This is a genomic window from Neisseria sp. HMSC064D07 (assembly GCF_001837185.1).
GTDB lineage: Bacteria > Pseudomonadota > Gammaproteobacteria > Burkholderiales > Neisseriaceae > Neisseria > Neisseria flavescens_C.
The window spans coordinates 1-21,810 of record NZ_KV831658.1; the positions used below are offsets into that span (position 1 = coordinate 1).

A 21,810-nucleotide genomic window follows, 5' to 3' on the forward strand; every position below is an offset into this window, starting at 1 on the left:
TCGAAGGAAGGGCTTTTTTGCAAAGGTCTCAATCTAGTTACTCACTTTTTCGCCATTCCATGGTGCCACTTTAAACAGCAGCAACATGCCCGGTATGCCCAAAGCAAAACACAGCCAGTAAAAATTAAAGTAACCCATCGCTTCAATCAGATAACCTGCCGAAGCATTGATAAATGTACGCGGTACAGCGGAAAGGCTGGTGAAGAGGGCTAATTGAGTGGCCGTAAATACTGGATTGGTTTCACGAGCCATATAGGCAACAAATGCTGCTGTACCTAAACCAACACCAGCTGCTTCTGCACCAATCACGGCCGCAAGCATCATTTGCTCTGTCAGTGTGATGGTTTCAAACTTGCCAAAATTTGCCAGCCAAGCAAAGCCTAGAATAGTAACCCATTGCGCCACGCCGAAAATCCACAAAGCTCTATTGATGCCGAGCTTTATCATCCAAATACCGCCTACAATACCGGCAATGACAGCAGGCCATAAACCGGCATTTTTGGCAATGAGGCCGATGTCGGTTTTGCTGAAGCCCATGTCCAGATAAAACGGCGTTGCCAGAGACGTTGCCATACTGTCGCCCAGTTTGTAGAGAAAGATAAACAGCAATACCAATATGGCCTGTTTGATTCCTTTGCGGGAGAAGAACTCACTGAAAGGGTCTGAAACCGTTTGGGCAAATGTACGCGACACAGATGGTGGAATGTCAGGTTCTTTAGCTAAAAACAGGGTCATCAGCAGACCGGGCAGCATAAACAGTGCAGTAATGATGAATACGTTGTGCCAAGGCATTAAGTCGGCCAGAATCAAGCTGAGCGAGCCGGGTACCAAAGCGGCGATACGGTAGGCATTGACGTGGATGGAGTTGCCCAAGCCTAATTCTTCATCTGACAAAATTTCGCGGCGAAATGCATCCAATACAATATCTTGGCTGGCAGAGAAAAAGGCGACCACCAACGATAAGCCCATAATTACATATAAATGCTGAGCAGGATTTAGGAAGGCGTAAATGAGCAAGGTCAGCAGCAAACCAATTTGCGTAACCAGCATCCAACCGCGTCGCCGTCCTAAAAAAGGTAATCTGACCAAATCGATGACGGGAGACCAGATAAATTTCCAAGTAAAAGGCAGCCCGATAAGTGCCATTAGGCCGATGGTTTTCAAATCGACGTGTTCGCTGCGCAACCATGCCGGGATCAGGTTGATCAAGAAATAAAGCGGCAGCCCCGAAGTGAAGCCTGTAAAGATACAAATCAGCATACTGCGCGAGAAAATCTTGCGCCAAGTGCCGGATTGGGGTGCGGTTGTCATAGTGAAATTAATAAAAAAGAAAAGGGATATTGTAGCAAAGATGGGGAATATGGCGAATGAACTTCTGTTATCTTTATCGAATAATGAGAGGCCGTCTGAAACTGAATGGATAAAGTTTCAGACGGCCTTTTGTTGGAACAACTGGTTTGGCGGGCAACGGAGACTTCAGGACGGAAGAAGGGTTGCTTGGGTGTATTCATAAAATTGAAGTTAAGAAAGTTTCAGACGACCCCTAGAGATCGTTTGAACGATGAGAAATATCAGTGGTAATTTGTGCCGTCAGTGTAGCCGTTTCCTGATTTGTCCACAGCAAAAGCAGAAATCGGACCGACCGTTACTGTCCCTTTAGGCTGAGTTTCTTGGTAATACTCATATGCTGCAACACCCATACCAGTTGCAGCACCAACAGCAGCACCAATTGTGCCACCGACCATAATAGCTGGTCCGGCAGGAATACTGCCAAAAGCTATACCGACACCCAGACCAATACCTGCACCAATTGATCCTCCTATTTATGCACCATTTGCTCCTCCTTGAAGGATTCTCTCTCCTAAGCCTCCTCCATAAATTAGTTCCAGATCCTCAATGGATAGTTCAATCATGTTATTTTTCCTTTTCAAAAAAATTAGATGTAGAATATTGAGTCAATACACCCAATATGGAAAAAATAATAAAAGCATGAATATAAATCATAAAATCAACATTATCTCCTTGGTAGCTTTCATAAATAAAAACGATTGGTATTGATATACAAATTAAAATGTACAGGTACTTTGAAATTACCAGTAACTTATACACAAATTTTGATTTCATAGCCTAGTCTTTCATTTGAATAAAATCTACCCTAATCAACTTTCCAACCAACTTCCTAACTTCTTCATGCTTTCCCTGATTGAAGTTAACCAGTAGATTTTTCAACAATATGTATATTATGTTAAATAATAAATGGTAATTGTCACATTCAAATATTAAGGATAACCTACTTTGAAACTATATCGCTTTGATGCGTAATTCTATAAAAAACATTGAATTTTCATGTTTTCTATTTATCCAGTATTTTGGAGTTGATAAGTGAGAGCAAAAAACTTTGGAAATCTACGATTCTCCTTCCAACACCTCATCATTTCTCTAGAGAATTTAGGCAAAGGCGATATTGATAACTCATTTCATTAAATGGAACCAAATGAGAATAATTTATTTATAAAATCCTTTTAAATTAATGGGTTACAATAAAAATTGATAAAATAAAATTGACTATTCTCAATAAAATGAGTAAAATTCATCCGCAAATACAAATTTTGTATTGTGATACATCTATCATAACCGCATTAAGAAAAGGAGTTAGTTATGCTAAGTAAGTCAATTACAGCAAAATTAAACGAACAAATTAATCTCGAGTTGTATTCATCAAATGTCTATTTGCAAATGAGTGCATGGTGCCATAAACATGGTTATGAAGGCGCTGCAGCATTTTTACTTCGTCATGCCGATGAAGAATTGGAACATATGCAAAAGTTGTTTACTTATGTGAGCGAAACCAGTGGAATGCCTTTGTTAGGTAAAATTGACGCCCCTAAACACGATTACGCTTCATTAAAAGAAGTTTTTGAAACAACACTTGAACACGAAAAACTAGTGACATCTAAAATTAATGAGTTAGTTGAGAGTACTTTTGCAGAAAAGGATTACTCTACTTTTAACTTCTTACAATGGTATGTAGCTGAACAGCATGAAGAAGAAAAATTATTTAACAGTATTGTTGATAAATTCAAACTTCTTGGTGAAAGTGGTACAGCGCTCTACTACATTGATCGTGAATTAAAAACTTTATAAGAATAGGAGAAATAAAATGTTATCAAATAGCGTGATTAAACTATTAAATGATCAAATGAATTTAGAGTTTTATTCTTCTAACTTATATTTACAAATGAGCGCCTGGTGCGAACAACAAGGTTTCGAAGGAGCTGCAAAATTTTTATCAGAGCATGCGGCTGAGGAAATGCAGCATATGCGTAAACTCTTCACTTATTTAAATGAGACCGGCGCATTGGCTATCATCACACAAATTGATGAACCACCTCATCAATTTTCATCATTGAAACAAGTACTTGAATTAACTTATGAACATGAAAAGTTAATTACCTCTAAAATCAATGAATTAGTTGGTAGAACTTTTGAAGAGAAAGACTACTCTGCCTTTAACTTCTTACAATGGTATGTGGCTGAACAACATGAAGAAGAAAAATTATTCAGTGGAATTTTGGATAAATTAAATCTTCTTGGTGAAGATGGTAAAGGTTTGTTCTTAGTTGATAAAGATTTAGGCGCATTAACAACAAACAACTAATCAAGTCTGATGAAAAAGGCTAAGTCATTATCGATTTAGCCTTTTTTTATATCAAAATCTAGCTACTTTTGTCTAAAAGTGCGGTGCTTTAACGGTTCATTCTTACCGCCGATTAGGTTTTGAAATGCCCGTAAGACAGGCAGATATGCTTGTCTTACGGGCATTTTATTTTCAGACGGCCTTCGATCTTGCGTTGCAGTTGCGGTAGAAGGCGATCAGACCGTTGGTGGAGCTGTCGTGTGCAGGCGTGCCGCGTTCGAGTTCGGGTTCGATGGTTTTGGCCAGCTCTTTACCGTATTCCACGCCCCATTGGTCGAAGGGGTTGATACGCCAAATCACGCCTTGAACGAAAGTACGATGTTCGTAAGCAGCCATCAGCATGCCGAGGTTGAAAGGCGTCAGGCTGTCGATGAGCAGGCTGTTGCTCGGACGGTTGCCGGGGAATTCTTTTTGCGGTGCAAGGCGGTCGCGTTCGTCTTGGGGTAGGGCGGCCAATTCGATTTGCACTTCGTCTAAGGTTTTGCCTTTCATCAGCGCTTCGGCTTGGGCGAAGGCATTGGCAACGGTAAAGCGGTGTTGGCGGTGGTTGCCGTAGACTGTGGTCATGGGGACGATGAAGTCGACGGGAATCAGACGCGTGCCTTGGTGCAGAAGCTGGAAGTAGGCATGTTGGCAGTTGACGCCTTCATCGCCGAAGACAATGCCGCCAGTGGTGCAGGAAACGGGTTGGCCGTCTGAAGTACGCTGTTTGCCGAGGCTTTCCATATCGAGCTGGTTGAGCCATGGTGTGAAGAGGCGCATGTTGTGGCTGTATGGGACAACGGTTTGGCCGTCTGAATGTTGGAAGTTGTTGTACCAAACGTTGATGAGCGCCATCAGGACGGGAATGTTGTGGCGGAATGGCGTTTCGAAGAAGTGGGTATCCATCGCGTGTGCGCCGGCCAGCATTTTGCGGAATGCTTTTTCGCCGACGGCAACCATCAGCGGCAGGCCGATGGGCGACCAGACGGAATAGCGGCCGCCGACCCAGTCGGACATGGCGAAGACTTTGTCGGGGGAAATGCCGAAGTTTTGGGCGGCGGCCACATCGGCAGAAATGGCGCAGAAGTGGCGGTAGATGCCGGAATCGGGCAAACCTGCATCGCGATACCAAGTACGCGCCGCATAGGCATTGAGCAGGGTTTCCGGTGTGCGGAACGATTTGCTGGCAATGCTGAATACGGTGGTTTCGGGGTTGAGGCCGAGAAGGGTTTGGGTCAGGTCGGCATCATCGGAGTTGCTGACAAAGTGGACGCGGATGTTTTGCCAATAGGGTTGCAGTGCCTGTGTGGCCATGCGCGGGCCTAAATCGGAGCCGCCGATACCGATGTGAACCAGGTCGGTAATCGGTTTGCCGGTAATGCCTGCGTGGGTGCCGTCCAAAAGTTGGCGTGCGAATTCGAGGGTGCGGTTGAGTTCGTGATGAACTTTGGACACGATGTTTTCGCCGTCGACGTAAATGGGTTGGGCATTGGCCGGCAGGCGCAGGGCGGTGTGGAGGACGGCGCGGTGTTCGCTGGTGTTGATTTTTTCGCCGTTGAGCATAGCCTGCATATATTGTGGCAAATCGGCTGCTTCGGCCAGTCGGCACAATAAATCAAGGGTATTTTCATCCAGACGGTTTTTGCTGTAATCAAATAACAAACCGTGCAGAATTTCGTGCATATTATTGAAACGTTCGGTATCTGCAGCGAAACGTTCGCGCAGGGTAACGTGTTGCGTATCGGCATGATGGGCTTCCAAGGCCTGCCATGCGTCTGAGTATGCGGTCATCTCGTTTCCTTAGTATGTAACGGTAAAATAAGCAGGATAGATAGGTATTTCCTGCTTTTTTGTAGTGGCTTGTAGTTTAACAAATTTGAACAGGTTTTGGGAGATGGCGGGGGTGGTTTTGTTTAAGAAATGTATGCAAAATGAAAAAGAAATGATTGATTATCATCAAGTTTCTGTAAAAAAAAAGGGGTATGACACCGATGTCTGCTGTGTTATCCTATGTAACATTATTGAAATCCTGTCGGGGCGGGTTCGTAAGATGGCTACAATTTATGATGTTGCTGCTTATGCCGGGGTGTCTCCCAAGACGGTCAGCCGGGTGATTAACGGCGATGCGCCGGTCAGCGATAAAACCCGTTCCAAAGTAGAAACAGCGATTGCCGCTTTGGGCTATATCCCGTCTTCTGCGGCGCGGATTATGCGGTCCCACCGTTCCGGCTTGGTCGGCCTGATTACCGGTGCCATTTCGCGGACGGGTGAGAATACGGGCGGACACGGCATTCCGGATATGTTCTTGATTAAGGGCATTCAGCAGCGGATTCGCGCACAAGGCAAGATTTTGATGATTGCCGACATCGACAACAAGCCGGGTCAGCCCGGTCAGATGGAGCCGCTGATCCGTACCTTTATGGAACACCGTGCCGAGGGGATTTTGTATGTGGCCGGTTTTCATCAGGAAGTATTGTTGCCGGAAGTGCCCAACCGCTGCCCGATGGTGTTGGTCAACTGCTTTGATTTGGCAGGTACGCCGTCGGTTTTGCCGGACGACGAGGCAGGGCAGTATGGCTTGGTGCGCCGGATTATCCAAAGCGGACACAAACGGATTGCTTATGTGACTTTACAGCCGGGCGTAGAAGCGACGAGATTGAGATTGGCCGGATACCGCCGGGCTTTGGCGGATGCGGATATTGTCTTTGATCCTGATTTGGTGCAGACAGGGTATCCTGACTTCAGCAATGACAGCGGGTCTTTGATTTCGGCTATTTTGAAATTGCTGTCTTTGCCGATTCCGCCGACGGTAATTTGCTGCGGCAACGATGAAATGGCCGTGCGCGTGTACGGGATTTTGAGGACGCGCGGCGTACGGGTTCCTGAGCAAGTCTCCGTTGCCGGCTACGATAATCACAGTGCGATTGCGGAAACGCTGTTTCCGCCGTTGACCAGCACCGAGCTGCCTTATCTGCGCATGGGCGAAATGGCGGCGGATTTGCTGTTCCAATACATCGAACATCCGGCCGGTACGGCTCAGCCCGTCAAGGTCGTTGGGGAAACCATCTGGCGTCAGTCTGTGATGAATAAATAGTTTCAGACGGCCTAAAAATAAGCTTTAAACAACACAAAACACATCAAAACAAGATTATATAAACGGTCAAAATAAAGGCCGTCTGAAAACAGGGTTGCCTCATTAAAAAAGGCGGTCCAATACAATAAAAGCGTCATACTGCTGAAATTGGAGTTTGTTGTTTCCATAGTTTATTATCCAGGAGTAGCCTTCCTATGAAAATCTCCCCACAAGTGGCGATGACACTTCGCCAGATTATGCTGATGAACTTCGGTTTCTTCGGCATTCAATACAGCTTCGGGTTGCAGCAAACTGCGATTAATCCGATTTTCAGCTTTCTTCATGCCGATCCGAGCCAGTTGCCGATTTTGAATATGGCAGGTCCGATTACCGGTTTGCTGGTGCAGCCGATGATTGGTGCGATGAGTGACCGCACTTGGGTGCCTGGATTGGGTCGCCGCCGCCCGTATTTCTTGATTGGCGCCATCGGTTGCAGCCTCTGTCTCTTTATCTATCCGCACGTTACCGCCTTGTGGGTGGCCGTATTGCTGCTGTGGCTCTTGGACATCAGCAACAACACGGCAATGGAACCTTTCCGTGCCTTTATTGCCGATACCGTTCCTGAACACCAGCAATCCACCGGTTTCTTGATGCAGTCTGTGTTTACCGGTTTGGGTATTACACTGGCCAACGTTTCCCTCTACATCTTCCAACAAATCAGCTGGTTGCAACAAACTTCCGAAGCGGGCATTCCGTATTGGGTATTCGGTTCGTTTTATATTGGTGCGGTCTGCTCCATTGGTTCGGTTTTGGTTACCGTTTTATCAACGGCCGAACGTGAGCCCAGCCCTGAAGAAATGGCGGCCATTAAAGCCCAGCCGAGCGGTCCGGCCCATGCCGTTAAAGATATTGTCGTTGCCGTGCGCGAAATGCCGACTGCCCTATGGCAACTGGCTTTGGTATATCTCTTCCAGTGGTACGCACTCTTCATCTACTGGCAATATATTTCCCATAGTATCGTTCAATCCGTTTGGGATTCGACTGTTGAAAATACCGAAGCATATAGTCAAGCGGTTGCATGGACCGGTTTGGTAAACGGTTTCTACAACGTTGTAACCTTTATCTCTGCTTTCGGCCTGATGTGGATGGCGCGCAAATACGCCGCCAAGTATGTTCACGCCTTTGCCGTAACCCTTGCCGCGCTGGCCTTGCTCACCATTCCGCACATCAGCAACAAATACCTGATGTTTGCGCCAATGATTGGTTTCGGTGTCGGTTGGGCAAGTATGATGGGCGTGCCGTTTATGATTGTGGTCGGTTCTATTCCGAAAGAACGTTACGGCGTGTACATGGGTATTGTGAACATGATGATTGTGATTCCAATGCTGATTGAAACCGTATCTTTCGGCTGGGTGTACAGAACTTTCTTGGGTTCAAACCCTGCCAACGCGATGACTTTTGCCGGTGTTTCCCTGGCCATTGCCGCAGCGGTGACCTTAACCATTAAAACTGCGGCCAAACCGGCTACTGCAGAATAACGAAGTTTTGATTTAAAACCAAAATGAAAAGGCCGTCTGAAACATGAAAGGGTTTCAGACGGCCTTTTTTGTCGAAACGGATTCCATTTGCTGACCTGATTCGGTAAGCCTTATTGTTGCTGCGCTACCGTTCATCACTCAAATTGGCTATGACTACCGATTTTGCTTTACAATATCCTTCTTTAATTTATTTCGTTTTACCATCCTGATGACAGAACACATTTCCGCTCCAAGTCCATCTCCTGTCGGTGAAGACTACCTGCTGTTAGGCCAATACGCCGAACGCGCCTATCTCGAATACGCCATGAGCGTGGTCAAAGGCCGCGCGCTGCCTGAAGTTTCAGACGGCCAAAAGCCTGTACAACGGCGTATTTTGTTTGCCATGCGCGATATGGGTTTGACGGCAGGGGCGAAGCCGGTGAAATCAGCGCGTGTGGTCGGCGAGATTTTGGGTAAATACCACCCGCACGGCGACAGTTCTGCATATGAAGCGATGGTCCGCATGGCGCAGGATTTTACCTTGCGCTATCCCTTAATCGACGGCATCGGCAACTTTGGTTCGCGCGACGGCGACGGGGCGGCGGCGATGCGTTACACCGAAGCGCGGCTGACGCCGATTGCGGAATTGCTGTTGTCCGAAATCAATCAGGGGACGGTGGATTTTGTGCCGAACTACGACGGCGCGTTTGACGAACCTGTACACCTGCCCGCCCGTCTGCCTATGGTGTTGCTCAACGGTGCGTCGGGCATTGCGGTGGGTATGGCGACCGAAATCCCATCGCACAATTTAAACGAAGTCACACAGGCGGCGATTGCGTTGTTGAAGAAACCGACGCTGGAAACCGCCGACCTGATGCAGTATATCCCTGCGCCCGATTTTGCCGGCGGCGGTCAAATCATCACGCCGGCAGACGAATTGCGTCGGATTTACGAAACCGGCAAAGGCAGCGTGCGCGTGCGTGCGCGTTATGAAATCGAGAAGCTGGCGCGCGGACAATGGCGCGTGATTGTGACCGAGCTGCCGCCGAACGCCAATTCCGCCAAAATCCTTGCCGAAATCGAAGAACAAACCAACCCGAAACCGAAAGCGGGAAAAAAGCAGCTCAACCAAGACCAGCTCAACACCAAAAAGCTGATGCTGGATTTAATCGACCGCGTGCGCGACGAGTCAGACGGCGAACATCCTGTGCGTCTTGTATTTGAACCAAAATCCAGCCGCATCGATACGGATACTTTCATCAACACGCTGATGGCGCAGACTTCTCTGGAAGGCAATGTGTCCATGAACTTGGTAATGATGGGTTTGGACAACCGCCCTGCGCAGAAAAACCTGAAAACGATTTTGCAGGAATGGTTGGATTTCCGCGTCGTTACCGTAACACGCCGTCTGAAATTCCGTTTGAGTCAAGTGGAAAAACGGTTGCACATCCTCGAAGGCCGTCTGAAAGTCTTTCTGCACATTGACGAAGTGATTAAAGTCATTCGTGAATCAGATGATCCGAAAGCCGATTTAATGGCGGCGTTCGGGCTGACCGAAATCCAAGCCGAAGACATTTTGGAAATCCGCCTGCGTCAGTTGGCGCGTTTGGAAGGTTTCAAACTCGAAAAAGAATTGAACGAGTTGCGCGAAGAACAAGGTCGTCTGAATATTCTTTTGGGCGACGAAAACGAAAAACGTAAGCTAATTATCAAAGAGATGCAGGCGGACATGAAGCAGTTTGGTGACGCGCGCCGCACGCTGGTGGAAGAGGCCGGACGCGCCGTGCTGACACAAACCACCGCCGACGAACCCATCACGCTGATTCTGTCGGAAAAAGGCTGGATACGCAGCCGTGCCGGACACAACCTTGATTTGAGCCAAACCGCGTTCAAAGAAGGCGACCGTCTCAAACAAACCCTCGAAGGCCGCACGGTTTTGCCCGTCGTCATCCTGGATTCATTGGGCAGAACCTATACGCTTGATGCCGCCGAAATCCCTGGCGGACGCGGCGACGGCGTGCCGGTTTCATCCTTAATCGAGTTACAAAACGGCGCGAAACCCGTCGCCATGCTCACCGGCCAGCCAGAACAGCATTACTTGCTCTCAGGCAACGGCGGCTACGGTTTTATCACCAAGTTGGCCGATATGGTCGGACGCGTGAAAGCGGGTAAATTGGTCATGACCGTGGACAGTGGCGAAACCGTCCTGCCTCCGGTTGCCGTCTATGCTTCTTCACTGATCAATCCCGACTGCAAAGTCGTACTGGCCAGCAGCGACCACCGTCTCTTGGCGTTTTCCATCGGCGAACTCAAAGTCATGCCTAAAGGCCGCGGTTTGCAGCTGATGTCGTTGGCTGAGGGTGCATCTTTGGAACACATTATGGTGACGACCTCTTCTGAGTTTACCGTTGTATCGGTCGGCCGACGCGGTGCAGAACATCAGGAAAAACTACGTATTGCCGATATTGACGGCAAGCGCGGTAAAAAAGGCAAGGTATTGGAAATATCAGGCCGTCTGAAAAGTTTGTCCTGAAACAAGAACAAATATATCTAAATAAATTAAATTTATACGACATTGCATGATAATAAAAAAGGTTCACTTATGAACAGAGCCAATCTTCAAGAACTGGGTAATCTGAGGGAGCGGATTCCCGGTGTAATCAACATTGCCCGAATAGCCATCGTCTTACCGCTTTTGGTTTTGCACGCTTTCGGCAGCTACACAGGCGGCAACCTGATTGGCGTTTCGTTGCCGGACGTTGAGTTTTATATCTGGGTAACGCTGTATTTCTTCCTGATTATGCTCTCCGTGTTCCGCCCGGGCTGGCAGTGGCAGTCTTTGGATTTGCCCAATGCCAGTGCCGTGGTCGACATTACCATGATGATGGTTTTGGTGTATATCTCCGGCGGTACGGCTTCCGGTTTCGGGATTTTGGTTTTGCCGTTTGTTGCTACGTCGTGTCTGCTCAGTTATGGCCATTACCCCATGCTGTATGCAGGCTATACGGCCATGCTGTTTATTTTGAACCTGTTTTTAGACGGCAGCATGCGTTTCGATTCGTTTAATTGGGACGCGAAATCAATGGTGAATTCTTCGATGCTGATCGGCGCAGGCTATCTGGTGGCGATGCTGACCTCGTTTGCCGCCCGTTATTTGGAGCAGGCCTCAGAGTCCGCCAGCCGCCATCAACTTGCCTACCGCCGTATCAGCGGCTTGAACCATTTGGTTTTGAACCGCGTACAGGAAGCGGTTGTGGTGATTGATGCGACTCAACGCGTGTGGCTGTTTAACAAGCAGGCAAAAATCTATTTCCCCAGCCTGATTATCGATCAGCAGGAAATCGTGTTTGGCGAGCTGGTGGCACGTTGGCAGCGTCAACCCGACAAACCTTTTGAAACTGATATCCATATTTTCCAACATGCCATGCACGTTCGTGCCGTTCCACTGATTCAGGAGCAAACCGAGCTGCTGATGTTGTACGTCCGCTCATTGCGTGAAGTGGCTGCGGAGGCCATGTCCACCAAGCTAACTTCGCTTGGACAGTTGACTGCCAACCTTGCCCACGAAATCCGCAACCCGATGTCCGCCATCCGTCATGCCAGCGATTTGTTGCAGGAAGGCGACGAGGCAGATCCGCTCAAGGCCAAGCTCTACAACATCATCGACAGCAATATCCAACGTATCGACAAGATGTTGGAAGACGTATCCCTGCTTAACAAACGAGACAACATCAGCCGCCAGCCGATTAATCTGATGAAATTCTGGTTGGAGTTCAAGCAGGAATTTACCTTGAATAATCCCGATGCCATCGGCTGTCTGCGCATGAATATGGACGGCAACAACCTGACCGTATTGGTTGACTCCATGCATTTGCAGCAAGTGATGTGGAACTTGTGCAACAATGCGTGGCGACACAGCCGTCAGGACGAAAACGCCATTACCGTTCTTATCCGCTCTAGCGGCAGGATGCATATTTCCATTGTAGTGGCGGACAACGGCAAAGGCGTGCCGCCGGATGTACGAAATCATCTGTTCGAGCCGTTTTACACCACCGAAAAACAAGGCACCGGTTTGGGGCTTTACGTCGCACGCGAGTTGGCACACGCCAATATGGGGCAGCTGCATTATCACCCTGAAATGAACGGGTTTGAATTGATTTTACCGAAGGAGCAAGCGCAGGATGAATAAATTGCAAGAGCCGGTTTTGGTTGTCGATGACGAGGCAGACATCCGCGACCTGATGGAAATGACCCTGATGAAAATGGGTCTGCGCGTCGATACTGCGGCTGGTGTTGAAGAAGCCAAAGACAAGCTGGACAACAACGATTATTCGCTAGTGTTGACCGATATGCGTATGCCCGACGGCTCCGGCCTCGAGGTGGTTCAATACATCGACGAGTTGATGCTCGACACGCCCGTCGCCGTGATCACGGCTTTCGGCAATGCCGACCAAGCCGTTGAAGCCTTGAAAGCAGGAGCGTTTGATTATCTGCAAAAACCGATTACGCTGTCGCAGTTGCGTTCATTGGTTAAATCGGCAGTATCGGTTTCAGACAATACTGCCGAACCCACGCCGTCTGAAAAAGTCAAATCGCAGCCTGCGCCTGTTTCTGCCGCCCTGTATAAACCTGAACCTCAACCGGCCAAGCCTGTCGTTACGCCTCCTAAGAGCGTACAGAGCGAATTTAACCGGCCTTTGACTGTTCCGGAAGGGCTCAATTCCTTAAAAGAGCGTTTTTCGGCTGGCAGCATCAATCCCGCTCTGCAACAAGACGCACCTATATTGGAAGGCGAGGACGATATGCCGCGCCTGTTGGGTACCTCGCCGCAAATGGTCGAAGTACGCCACCTGATTCGCAGATTGGCCCACAGCCTTGTTCCTGTTTATATTTCCGGCGAGTCCGGTACGGGTAAAGAGCAGGCGGCGCGCACGATTCACGAGCTGTCCGACCGCGCCGACAAACCGTTTATTGCCGTCAACTGCGGTGCCATTCCTGAAAACCTGATGGAAAGCGAATTTTTCGGTTACAAAAAAGGCAGCTTTACCGGCGCGGATCAAGACCGTTTAGGTTTTTTCCAACACGCTGACGGCGGCACTTTGTTCCTTGACGAAGTTGCCGATCTGCCGCTTGCCATGCAGGTCAAACTCCTGCGCGCCATTCAAGAAAAAGCCGTGCGCCGTATCGGCGATGCGCGGGAAACCTTTGTGGATGTGCGCATTATTTGTGCAACCCATAAAAACCTCGAAGCTTTGGTTGAAAGCGGCGCGTTCCGTCAGGACTTGTATTACCGCCTCAACGTTGTCACCCTGCACATGCCGCCTTTGCGCGAAATGCGCGAAGACTTGGGCGCTCTGATTTTGTATCTGCTGTACAAACACCGTCACGGCAATCAAACCTACAAACTCAGCCCGAAAGCCCAAGAAGCCCTGTTGCATTACAGCTACCCCGGCAACTTCCGCGAGTTGGAAAACATCCTCGAACGCGCTGTTGCGTTAACGGTCGGCCAAGTGATACAAGTGGACGACTTGCAGATTCAAAACGCCCCACAGGTTAAGGCTGAACGCAGCGGCTTCTCCTTTGACGATATTGCCGAACCTGACGCGCGTGAAACTACGCTCAATCACAGCCCCATTCCGCCGTTTGATCCGCGTACCATGCAGATACAGGATTACCTCGACCAAGTGGAACGCAGCATCATCGAGCAGGCCTTGCAGCAAACCCGTTACAACCGTACCCAAGCCGCCAAACTTTTGGGCATCAGCTTCCGCTCCATGCGCTACCGCATGGAACGCTTGGACATCAATTAAAACGTTCAGACGGCCTGAGTTTTTAAGGCCGTCTGAAACATAAGCCTTATGTACAAGATTTATTTTGACGAAACCGCATCTGTCGAACTTCGCAGCCTTGCCGCGCCTTTCGGGCTGACCGTTATCGACCGGCAGCCTGGAGAAGGCAGTTTCCTTATCGCTGACGAAAGCGGCATCAGTTTGTGCCGCGCCGGTGAAAAAGGTCGTGTCCGCGTTGATTTTGATGGCGGTGCCGCCCATTACCGGCGCACTAAAGGCGGCGGCGAGTTGATTGCCAAAGCCGTCAACCACACTGCGCAACCGACTGTCTGGGACGCTACCGGCGGACTGGGGCGCGACAGTTTTGTGCTTGCCTCGTTGGGCTTGAATGTACAAACTTTTGAACAAAATCCTGCTGTTGCCTGTCTACTTTCAGACGGCCTCAACAGGGCAGGGCAAAGTGAAGAGACACGGGAGATTGCCCAGCGAATTATTTTGCACTTCGGCAATGCCGTTGATTTAATGCAGGAATTGTCCACGCAAAACGGCAGCCCCGATGTGGTGTACCTCGACCCGATGTATCCGGAGCGTCGCAAAACCGCCGCTGTGAAAAAAGAAATGGCTTACTTTCACGACTTGGTCGGTGCGGCACAAGACGAAGCCGAGCTTCTGAACGTTGCATTGAATACCGCCAAAAAGCGCATTGTCGTCAAACGCCCGCGCTTGGGTGAATTTCTCGATAGGCGCAAACCTGCTTATCAATATACAGGCAAAAGCACGCGTTTTGACGTTTACCTTCCGACAAGGCCGTCTGAAGACTAAAAGCAAACTTGCAACATATCAAAAGAAACCGCCGGCGTTATCAGCGCGGCGGCAAAGTGTGATATAAATACCCTTTCCCAAACTTCATTGGAGCAAACTATCATGGAATTAGTATTCATCCGTCACGGACAAAGCGAATGGAACGCGAAAAACCTTTTCACCGGCTGGCGCGACGTCAAGCTGAGCGAGCAAGGTTTGGCAGAAGCCGCAGCAGCAGGTAAAAAGCTGAAAGAGAAAGGCTACGAGTTTGACATCGCCTTTACCTCCGTTCTGACCCGTGCCATCAAAACCTGTAACATCGTTTTGGAAGAATCCGACCAACTGTTTGTTCCACAAATCAAATCATGGCGTTTGAACGAACGCCACTACGGTCAGCTGCAAGGTATGGATAAAAAACAAACCGCAGAAAAATACGGCGACGAGCAAGTCCACATTTGGCGCCGCAGCTACGACACCCTGCCTCCGCTGCTCGATCCTAAAGATCCTAACTCCGCCCACAACGACCGCCGCTATGCCAACCTGCCTAGCGATGTCGTACCTGATGGCGAAAACCTCAAAGTTACCCTCGAGCGCGTCCTGCCTTTCTGGGAAGACCAAATCGCTCCGGCCATCTTGAGCGGCAAACGTGTATTGGTTGCGGCACACGGCAACTCCCTGCGTGCGTTGGCAAAACACATCGAAGGCATTTCCGACGAAGACATCATGGGCTTGGAAATCCCAACCGGTCAGCCGCTGGTGTACAAATTGGATGAAAACCTGAAAGTGATTGAAAAATTCTACCTGTAAGGTAAAGAGAAAAAAGGACGTGTTGGACACGTCCTTTTTTGTACTTGTCAGTATCGAGGCCGTCTGAAGGCAGTTGATGGCGGGTGACATGAAAAAAGGACGCGTAAAGCGTCCTTTATGGAGATTAAACCCTGTATTACTGGTTTTTCTCGATAATTTCTTTGAGGTGAGGCATAGGGCTGTAACCGCTTTGGCTGCGGCCGTTAGGGAAGACCACGGTCGGTGTGCCGTTGAAGCCGAATTGTTCGCCCAATGAAGTGGTTTCTGCAACAGGGTTTTCGCAGTTTGCTTTGCCGCTTGGGAGTTTGCCTTTGCGCATCCAGTCGATCCATGCCTGGGTCGGATTAGGTTGACACCACAACAGCTCGGCTTTGCGCGCGGCATCAGGGTGCAGGCTCGGAATCGGCATCATGAATGTATAAATCGTGATGTCGGTCATTTTTTCAAACTCATGCTCCAAGCGTTTGCAGTACGGGCAGTCCGGATCGGAGAAAACAGCGACTTTCAGTTTGCCGTTGCCGCGTACTTCTTTGATGGCTTTATCCAAAGGCAGGGAAGCGAAGTCGATTTTGTTCAAATCGGCGGCGCGTTCTTCAGTCATGCTTTGGCGCGTATTGACGTTGATGAGGTCGCCAACGAGCATATAGTCGCCTTTAGCATCGGTATAGATGATTTGTTTGCCGCTGACGACAACTTCATAAATGCCTTTAATCGGTGTTTCACTGACGCTCAAAACTTTCAAATCTTGGGCGGCATAGACTTTTTCCAGACGCGCTTTCAAAGAAGCGGCAACGGATTTGTCGGCAGGCGCTTCCGCTTTGGCGGCCGGAGCAGGCGCCGCATTGGCGTTGGATACGGCAGGTTGACCGCATGCCAACAAAGGAAGGACGGCAAACGGCGTTAAGATTTTGATTAACTTGGTTTTCATGCGAGAGACTTGCGTGTGTTGAAAGTAAGGCATTGTATCAAACCTCTGTCATGTCTGCATTGTACTAAGGCTCAAATTATCGTCTGAAAATAGCTTTCGGCTGTTAAAATACGAAAAAATGATTTGATTGTTTGTATGATCTACCACCGTATTGCCGTAAACGTGCCGCTTTCAGACGGCCTTTTGACGTATTCCTATTCCGAGCCGCTTCCTCCGGGAACGCGGGTGCTTGTGCCTTTCCGCAATAAAACCGTTGTTGGGGTTGTGTGGGAAACGGATATTGCGCCGGATATGGATACGGCGCGGATTTTGAGTGTTCAGACGGCCTTTATGGAAGAAAAGCCGTTGCCTCAAAGCTGGCGTGATTTGTTGGCATTTACGTCGCGTTATTACCACTATCCGACCGGGCAGGCGGTGTTTGCCGCATTGCCGCAAGGTTTGAAGGAAACGCGCGTGGTGGAAATGCCGCAGCCGCCGTTGTTTTACGCTTTGAACGAAGCGGGTAGGGCGCAAACGCCGCCGCCGTCTCGGTTCAACAAAAAAGCGGCTTTGTGGGACGCGCTGCTGTCGGGCGGGATGACGATGGCGGCGTTGAAGCAGGTGAACGCGCAGGCGGCGAAATTAATTGAAGATTGGGCGGAACAGGGTTGGATTGAAACTATGGAAGCGGCGAAACCCGTTTTAAGGTCGTGCAATGGGCAGGCTTCGCACTCTGAATTTGTATTAAATGCTGACCAGCAGAAGGCTTCCGATGAAATTCAGACGGCCTTCGGTAAATTTCAGCCGTTTTTGCTGTACGGCATCACCGGCAGCGGCAAGACCGAGGTATATTTCGATGCGATGGCGAAAGTGTTGGCGCAGGGGCGGCAGGTGTTGTTTCTGTTGCCCGAAATCAACCTCACGCCGCAGCTTTTGAAGCGGGTGGAAGACCGTTTTGCCGATGTGCCGACCGCTGTGTTGCACAGCCAAATGGCGGCAGGCAAACGCACGCAGGATTATCTGCGCGCGATGTTGGGACAGGCGAAATTGGTCATCGGCACGCGGCTGGCGGTGTTCACACCGATGGATGATGTCGGGCTGATTGTGGTCGATGAGGAACACGACGGCTCGTTCAAACAGGACAACGAATTACGCTACCACGCCCGCGATTTGGCGGTGTGGCGGGCGAAGCAGAGCGGCTGTCCCGTCGTCTTGGGCAGCGCCACGCCCAGCTTGGAGAGCTGGCACAAGGCGCAAAGCGGCGCGTACCGCCTGCTGCAACTGACCGAACGCGCCCATACCACTGCGCAACTGCCGCAAGTAGACATCCTCAACGTAGGTCGTCTGAAACTCGACAACGGCTTCTCGCCGCAAGCCTTGCAGCTTTTGAAACAGAACTTTGAAGCAGGCGGCATGTCGCTGGTGTACCTCAACCGGCGCGGCTTCGCGCCCGCGCTGTTTTGCGGCGACTGCGGCCATACCTTCGGCTGCCCGAACTGCTCCGCCAAGATGGTGCTGCACCAACGCGCCCGCCAACTGCGCTGCCACCACTGCGACCACCGCGAACCCATCCCATTCAAATGCCCCGACTGCGGCAACCAAGACCTGACCGCCGTCGGCCACGGCACGCAGCGCGTCGAAGAAACCCTGCGCGCCTTCCTGCCCAAGGCCGCCGTCGTCCGCGTCGACAGGGACAGCACCGCGCACAAAAATGACTGGGCGGATTTGTACCGCCGCATCGCCGACAACGAAATCGATATTCTGGTCGGCACGCAGATGCTCGCCAAAGGTCATGATTTCGCGCGACTCAACCTTGTTATCGTGTTAAACGCCGACGGCAGTCTATACAGCGCGGATTTCCGCGCGCCGGAAAGGCTGTTCGCCGAGCTGATGCAGGTGTCCGGCAGGGCGGGGCGCGCCGACAAACCCGGCAAGGTGTTGATACAGACCCAACTGCCCGAACATCCCGTCTTCGCCGCCGTCAAAGCGCAGGACTACGCCGTGTTTGCCGAAAACGAATTGAACGAGCGACAAATGTTCGCCATGCCGCCCTTCGGTTTCCAGACTGCCGTCCGCGCCGACGCGCCGCGCGTTGCCGATGCGATGGAGTTTCTCAACGCCGCCAAAGAAACCATTGCTCCGCTTTTGCCTGAAAGCGTCTCCCAGTTCGGCGCCGCCCCCATGCTGATGGTGCGCCTTGCCGAACGCGAACGTGCGCAAGTTTTCCTCGAATCGACATCTCGACAAGATTTGCATCGCGCCGTGAGTTTGTGGGTACAAGTGTTACAGCAAAACAGGGACGGCAAAATCCGATGGTCGGTGGACGTTGATGTGCAAGAGGCTTGATTGAAATGATTCAATCAATATAGAAATAAAAGGCCGTCTGAAAATCTGTTTTTCAGACGGCCTTAAGTTTTGGAATCAGTTTAGAAGAATTTTGCAGCGATATAGCCGAGTGCAAGCAGACTCAAAACGGCGAATACGATAGCCATTGTAAGCAGAAACTGTGTTTTCTTCCTTGCTGCAAGTGCGGCCAGCTCAGGATTTTGGCCTAACTCTTCGCGTAGTTGGGATTCCAATTCAGCACGGATTTTCTTGCGCAGCTTTTTCTCTTCCTGCTCGCGTTCATATTTGAGCTTGTGGGCAATTTCGGTTTGTTTTTTATGCTCGAAAGAGATTTTTTCCTGCCATTCAATGCGCTTGCGCTGGATGGCCAGCTCATTTTTTTCTGTCAAATCAAAGTGGCAGGTTTTACATTCCTGTGCGTCGAGTTCGTCGATAATCGTCATGCAGACTGGGCATTGGATAGGGTCGGGCGTGTTGACTGCCAACACGGGTTCTTCTTCAACCGCTTCCAACTCCATAGCCTGACGGACGATTACGTCCAAACCTAAATAGCTGAAGTAATGCTGCGCATTTTCGCGCTCGTCTTGGGTGCATTTCTCGGCCACAATAGCTTGCGGACGCTCGGCCAAAGCTTGAATCAGACTCTCGACTTCGTTTTCAGGCAGGTTGTCATACAGGCAGGCATGGATGCGCTCCCTATCCGTGTTCGGCGGATAGGAAACGTATACGTCGAAAAATTTTTCTTGTTTGCTCATTGATATCCCATGAATATTTCGACTGCATCAACCAAATGGGTTGGGTCTGAGGTTTTGTTATTGTGTTTGAGCTGTTTTGGCTTGCGATGCAGGCAAAAACAGAGGCCGCAGTCTTAGGCAGACCGGATAGGGGGTGCCTTTGTGTCGTTAATCGGCTGGACAATGATTTTTTATTTATATGGCAATATGCATGTCCAATGTTATGTCTATTGTAGAGTAAATATTCACGCCCGATATTATTATTATAAGATAAATCCAATATTGTTTAAAATAAATTCACACAAAAGGCCGTCTGAAGATACAGACGGCCTGTTTTTCATGAAGAAACGGATTATTTATACGGAGAAGGACGAGCCGCAACCGCAAGTTGTTTCGGCATTCGGATTGCGGATGACGAATTGAGAACCTTGCAGGCTTTCGGTGTAGTCGATTTCTGCACCAACCAGATATTGGTAGCTCATCGGGTCGACCAAGAACGTCAGGCCGTTTTTTTGGATTTCGAAATCGTCGTCGTTTTTGATTTCATCAAAGGTAAAACCATATTGGAAGCCGGAGCAACCGCCGCCGTTGACGAATACGCGCAATTTCAAATCGGGATTGTTCTCTTCGGCGATCAGGTCGGCAACTTTGGTGCAGCAGCTGTCAGTAAAGATAATAGGGCTTTCGTCTGACATGATGTGATTCCTTTTATATGAATATTTTTACTATTGTCGCTCAAACCGTTAGCCAAGGCAAGTTTGTGCAGACAGGGTCTGCCAGCTTACATGGAGGGCATGGCAGAAATTTCAAGCACCAGTATGTCAGATTTAGATGCTTCTGCCAAACCATTCTACACGGCCGATGATGGCAACGTCGTCGGTCGGGTTTTTCAAGTCGATTTCAAAAGTAGGGTAGGCTTCGTTGGCAGAAATGACGTTGACGATGCCACCGGGTATCAGTTGCAGGCGTTTGACCAAAAGGTTTTCATTGAGGCGTAAAACATAGAGGCCGTCGCGCGGCGTGGTTTGGCCGTGGTTGATGAGGATGGTGTCGCCATCATTCAGCACGCCTTCCATCGAGTCGCCTTTGACTGAGATAACGGAAAGGTTTTTGATGTCTCGCGTTACATAATTTTCAATCCAATAGCGTCGGAACGCCATGGCGAATATGGGTTGCTCATCGCCGACGAGCTGGCCGTGTCCGGCCGCGGCCTGGATGTCGTAACGCGGTACGAAGACAAATTCGTCTATATCGACAGGGTTGCCTAGTGTGTCGGTTGCTGTGGCCTTTGGGGCTTCGGAATCAGGGAAGGGAGAACCTTCGCCTGTTAAAAGCCAGTCTATGCTGCAGCCTTTAAGTTGTTTGATTTTTTTTAGCGTTTCCGATTTCGGCAGGCCTCCTTCGTTCCAGATACGGCTGAATCCGGCGATGGTCATATCGATGTCGGCGGCAATTTTGGCTTGGCGGGCTTCATCTTTCCATAAGAAAGCCAGGCGGTCTTTAAAGGTATCCATGTTTATGCCTTTGTGGAGGTATGTTTTTTATATGGTTTGGACGATTTGAGTGTATTTTACCTTAGTTTTTATAAAATTGTAAGAAAAAAATTACTTCATCTAAGAAAAAGTATTGCATATTCTATTTTTTCTTAGTATTATTCGTTTTGTCTTAGATAAATCGATATTTCTAAATTTCTGTTCGATTTTTCTTAGTTTAATTTTATTTGGTTTAGTTTTTCTGATTTAAACCTGCTATATGATTATGATAAGAGGTGTGAAATGACTCGTTCGCGTAAAAATACTTTTTGGGTGCTGTTGGCGTTGGTACTGGGTTTTTTTGCTCTGCCTTTCGGATCTTCGGAAGCGCATGAGGCGGACGGTAATCTGACGGCTTCGGAATGCGAACGCTTAGGCAGCTTGAGTTTGGATCAGATGGACGGCAGGCTGCTGGCTTTTGCCAAAGAATGCGATATGGTGGAGGCTACTCACGATTGGGAGCAACAGTACGGCAACTTGAATGAAGAAGAAATGCTTGCCGGCGTGGTGTATGAGTGATGTTTGTGAATGAATTGATAAAGGCCGTCTGAACGATCAAAGTTTCAGACGGCCTTGTGTTTTTAATCAGGATGAGACCTTTGCAAAATTCCCCAAAATCCCCTAA

18 protein-coding genes are annotated in these 21,810 nt (G+C 49.3%); 11 read left to right on the top strand and 7 right to left on the bottom strand.

The annotated features are described in order from the left end of the window. Positions 1-33: 33 nt before the first annotated feature. Positions 34-1,311, bottom strand: coding sequence for an AmpG family muropeptide MFS transporter (locus HMPREF2608_RS02905; protein WP_283122283.1), 1,278 nt, complete (start codon positions 1,309-1,311; stop codon positions 34-36). 260 nt (positions 1,312-1,571) lie between these two features. Beyond that, on the bottom strand, positions 1,572-1,745 hold the full coding sequence (locus tag HMPREF2608_RS11615; protein WP_224783520.1) for a hypothetical protein: 174 nt from the start codon (positions 1,743-1,745) through the stop codon (positions 1,572-1,574). A gap of 913 nt (positions 1,746-2,658) precedes the next feature. Here HMPREF2608_RS11615 and ftnA (HMPREF2608_RS02925) point away from each other — a divergent pair. Together ftnA (HMPREF2608_RS02925) and ftnA (HMPREF2608_RS02930) are read left to right on the top strand one after the other, a co-directional pair. Continuing rightward, positions 2,659-3,144, top strand: coding sequence for a non-heme ferritin (gene ftnA, locus HMPREF2608_RS02925; RefSeq protein WP_003686837.1), 486 nt, complete (start codon positions 2,659-2,661; stop codon positions 3,142-3,144). 16 nt (positions 3,145-3,160) lie between these two features. Further along, positions 3,161-3,658 carry a non-heme ferritin gene (gene ftnA / locus HMPREF2608_RS02930; protein WP_003686798.1) on the top strand — a complete coding sequence of 166 codons (498 nt, stop codon included), beginning with the start codon at positions 3,161-3,163 and terminating at the stop codon, positions 3,656-3,658. A 171-nt stretch (positions 3,659-3,829) separates the two neighbouring features. Here ftnA (HMPREF2608_RS02930) and pgi read toward each other — a convergent pair whose 3' ends face one another. Then, complete coding sequence (gene pgi, locus HMPREF2608_RS02935) at positions 3,830-5,470, bottom strand: glucose-6-phosphate isomerase (protein WP_070825926.1); 1,641 nt, start codon at positions 5,468-5,470, stop codon at positions 3,830-3,832. Between the two features lie 259 nt (positions 5,471-5,729). Here pgi and HMPREF2608_RS02940 point away from each other — a divergent pair, with 259 nt between their 5' ends. From HMPREF2608_RS02940 to HMPREF2608_RS02970, 7 genes are all read left to right on the top strand, one after another. Continuing rightward, positions 5,730-6,773, top strand: a complete 1,044-nt coding sequence (locus tag HMPREF2608_RS02940) for a LacI family DNA-binding transcriptional regulator (RefSeq protein ID WP_049348777.1) — start codon at positions 5,730-5,732, stop codon at positions 6,771-6,773. 194 nt (positions 6,774-6,967) lie between these two features. After that, the gene (locus tag HMPREF2608_RS02945; protein ID WP_070825927.1) at positions 6,968-8,290 is read left to right on the top strand and encodes an MFS transporter; all 1,323 of its coding nucleotides are present in this window, start codon (positions 6,968-6,970) and stop codon (positions 8,288-8,290) included. 208 nt (positions 8,291-8,498) lie between these two features. Next, positions 8,499-10,802 carry a DNA topoisomerase IV subunit A gene (gene parC, locus HMPREF2608_RS02950; protein ID WP_070625065.1) on the top strand — a complete coding sequence of 768 codons (2,304 nt, stop codon included), beginning with the start codon at positions 8,499-8,501 and terminating at the stop codon, positions 10,800-10,802. A 69-nt stretch (positions 10,803-10,871) separates the two neighbouring features. Further along, the gene (locus tag HMPREF2608_RS02955) at positions 10,872-12,458 is read left to right on the top strand and encodes a two-component system sensor histidine kinase NtrB (RefSeq protein ID WP_070825928.1); all 1,587 of its coding nucleotides are present in this window, start codon (positions 10,872-10,874) and stop codon (positions 12,456-12,458) included. Further along, positions 12,451-14,079, top strand: coding sequence for a sigma-54-dependent transcriptional regulator (locus HMPREF2608_RS02960; RefSeq protein ID WP_070825929.1), 1,629 nt, complete (start codon positions 12,451-12,453; stop codon positions 14,077-14,079). The genes HMPREF2608_RS02955 and HMPREF2608_RS02960 overlap by 8 nt, the downstream gene beginning before the upstream one ends. Positions 14,080-14,127: 48 nt before the next feature. After that, positions 14,128-14,880 carry a class I SAM-dependent methyltransferase gene (locus HMPREF2608_RS02965; RefSeq protein WP_070825930.1) on the top strand — a complete coding sequence of 251 codons (753 nt, stop codon included), beginning with the start codon at positions 14,128-14,130 and terminating at the stop codon, positions 14,878-14,880. A 102-nt stretch (positions 14,881-14,982) separates the two neighbouring features. Beyond that, the gene (locus tag HMPREF2608_RS02970) at positions 14,983-15,666 is read left to right on the top strand and encodes a 2,3-diphosphoglycerate-dependent phosphoglycerate mutase (protein ID WP_049337039.1); all 684 of its coding nucleotides are present in this window, start codon (positions 14,983-14,985) and stop codon (positions 15,664-15,666) included. Between the two features lie 136 nt (positions 15,667-15,802). Here HMPREF2608_RS02970 and HMPREF2608_RS02975 read toward each other — a convergent pair whose 3' ends face one another. Next, entirely contained in the window at positions 15,803-16,594 is a 792-nt protein-coding gene (locus HMPREF2608_RS02975) for a DsbC family protein (protein ID WP_004518838.1), read from the bottom strand. A gap of 135 nt (positions 16,595-16,729) precedes the next feature. On the opposite strand from HMPREF2608_RS02975, the gene HMPREF2608_RS02980 reads away from it, so the two are divergent. Next, complete coding sequence (locus tag HMPREF2608_RS02980) at positions 16,730-18,919, top strand: primosomal protein N' (RefSeq protein WP_004518837.1); 2,190 nt, start codon at positions 16,730-16,732, stop codon at positions 18,917-18,919. Between the two features lie 80 nt (positions 18,920-18,999). On the opposite strand, the gene HMPREF2608_RS02985 is transcribed toward HMPREF2608_RS02980, so the two are convergent. The 3 genes from HMPREF2608_RS02985 to HMPREF2608_RS02995 form a co-directional block, all read right to left on the bottom strand. Next, positions 19,000-19,674, bottom strand: coding sequence for a hypothetical protein (locus HMPREF2608_RS02985; RefSeq protein WP_004518836.1), 675 nt, complete (start codon positions 19,672-19,674; stop codon positions 19,000-19,002). A 335-nt stretch (positions 19,675-20,009) separates the two neighbouring features. Beyond that, positions 20,010-20,348 (bottom strand): iron-sulfur cluster insertion protein ErpA, encoded by a 339-nt coding sequence (gene erpA, locus HMPREF2608_RS02990; protein ID WP_003680162.1) that lies wholly within the window; start codon positions 20,346-20,348, stop codon positions 20,010-20,012. A 132-nt stretch (positions 20,349-20,480) separates the two neighbouring features. Further along, a complete protein-coding gene (locus tag HMPREF2608_RS02995) occupies positions 20,481-21,167 on the bottom strand; it encodes a S24 family peptidase (protein ID WP_004518834.1) in 687 nt (228 codons plus the stop codon). A 261-nt stretch (positions 21,168-21,428) separates the two neighbouring features. On the opposite strand from HMPREF2608_RS02995, the gene HMPREF2608_RS03000 reads away from it, so the two are divergent. After that, the gene (locus tag HMPREF2608_RS03000) at positions 21,429-21,704 is read left to right on the top strand and encodes a hypothetical protein (RefSeq protein WP_003680156.1); all 276 of its coding nucleotides are present in this window, start codon (positions 21,429-21,431) and stop codon (positions 21,702-21,704) included. Positions 21,705-21,810 lie beyond the last annotated feature (106 nt).

Excerpts from the sequence above, each read along its gene's own strand:
- HMPREF2608_RS02905 (WP_283122283.1), bottom strand. The coding sequence starts at position 1,311 with ATGACAACCGCACCCCAATCCGGCACTTGGCGCAAGATTTTCTCGCGC.
- HMPREF2608_RS11615 (WP_224783520.1), bottom strand. The coding sequence starts at position 1,745 with ATGGTCGGTGGCACAATTGGTGCTGCTGTTGGTGCTGCAACTGGTATG.
- ftnA (WP_003686837.1), top strand. The coding sequence starts at position 2,659 with ATGCTAAGTAAGTCAATTACAGCAAAATTAAACGAACAAATTAATCTC.
- ftnA (WP_003686798.1), top strand. The coding sequence starts at position 3,161 with ATGTTATCAAATAGCGTGATTAAACTATTAAATGATCAAATGAATTTA.
- pgi (WP_070825926.1), bottom strand. The coding sequence starts at position 5,470 with ATGACCGCATACTCAGACGCATGGCAGGCCTTGGAAGCCCATCATGCC.
- HMPREF2608_RS02940 (WP_049348777.1), top strand. The coding sequence starts at position 5,730 with ATGGCTACAATTTATGATGTTGCTGCTTATGCCGGGGTGTCTCCCAAG.
- HMPREF2608_RS02945 (WP_070825927.1), top strand. The coding sequence starts at position 6,968 with ATGAAAATCTCCCCACAAGTGGCGATGACACTTCGCCAGATTATGCTG.
- parC (WP_070625065.1), top strand. The coding sequence starts at position 8,499 with ATGACAGAACACATTTCCGCTCCAAGTCCATCTCCTGTCGGTGAAGAC.
- HMPREF2608_RS02955 (WP_070825928.1), top strand. The coding sequence starts at position 10,872 with ATGAACAGAGCCAATCTTCAAGAACTGGGTAATCTGAGGGAGCGGATT.
- HMPREF2608_RS02960 (WP_070825929.1), top strand. The coding sequence starts at position 12,451 with ATGAATAAATTGCAAGAGCCGGTTTTGGTTGTCGATGACGAGGCAGAC.
- HMPREF2608_RS02965 (WP_070825930.1), top strand. The coding sequence starts at position 14,128 with ATGTACAAGATTTATTTTGACGAAACCGCATCTGTCGAACTTCGCAGC.
- HMPREF2608_RS02970 (WP_049337039.1), top strand. The coding sequence starts at position 14,983 with ATGGAATTAGTATTCATCCGTCACGGACAAAGCGAATGGAACGCGAAA.
- HMPREF2608_RS02975 (WP_004518838.1), bottom strand. The coding sequence starts at position 16,594 with ATGAAAACCAAGTTAATCAAAATCTTAACGCCGTTTGCCGTCCTTCCT.
- HMPREF2608_RS02980 (WP_004518837.1), top strand. The coding sequence starts at position 16,730 with ATGATCTACCACCGTATTGCCGTAAACGTGCCGCTTTCAGACGGCCTT.
- HMPREF2608_RS02985 (WP_004518836.1), bottom strand. The coding sequence starts at position 19,674 with ATGAGCAAACAAGAAAAATTTTTCGACGTATACGTTTCCTATCCGCCG.
- erpA (WP_003680162.1), bottom strand. The coding sequence starts at position 20,348 with ATGTCAGACGAAAGCCCTATTATCTTTACTGACAGCTGCTGCACCAAA.
- HMPREF2608_RS02995 (WP_004518834.1), bottom strand. The coding sequence starts at position 21,167 with ATGGATACCTTTAAAGACCGCCTGGCTTTCTTATGGAAAGATGAAGCC.
- HMPREF2608_RS03000 (WP_003680156.1), top strand. The coding sequence starts at position 21,429 with ATGACTCGTTCGCGTAAAAATACTTTTTGGGTGCTGTTGGCGTTGGTA.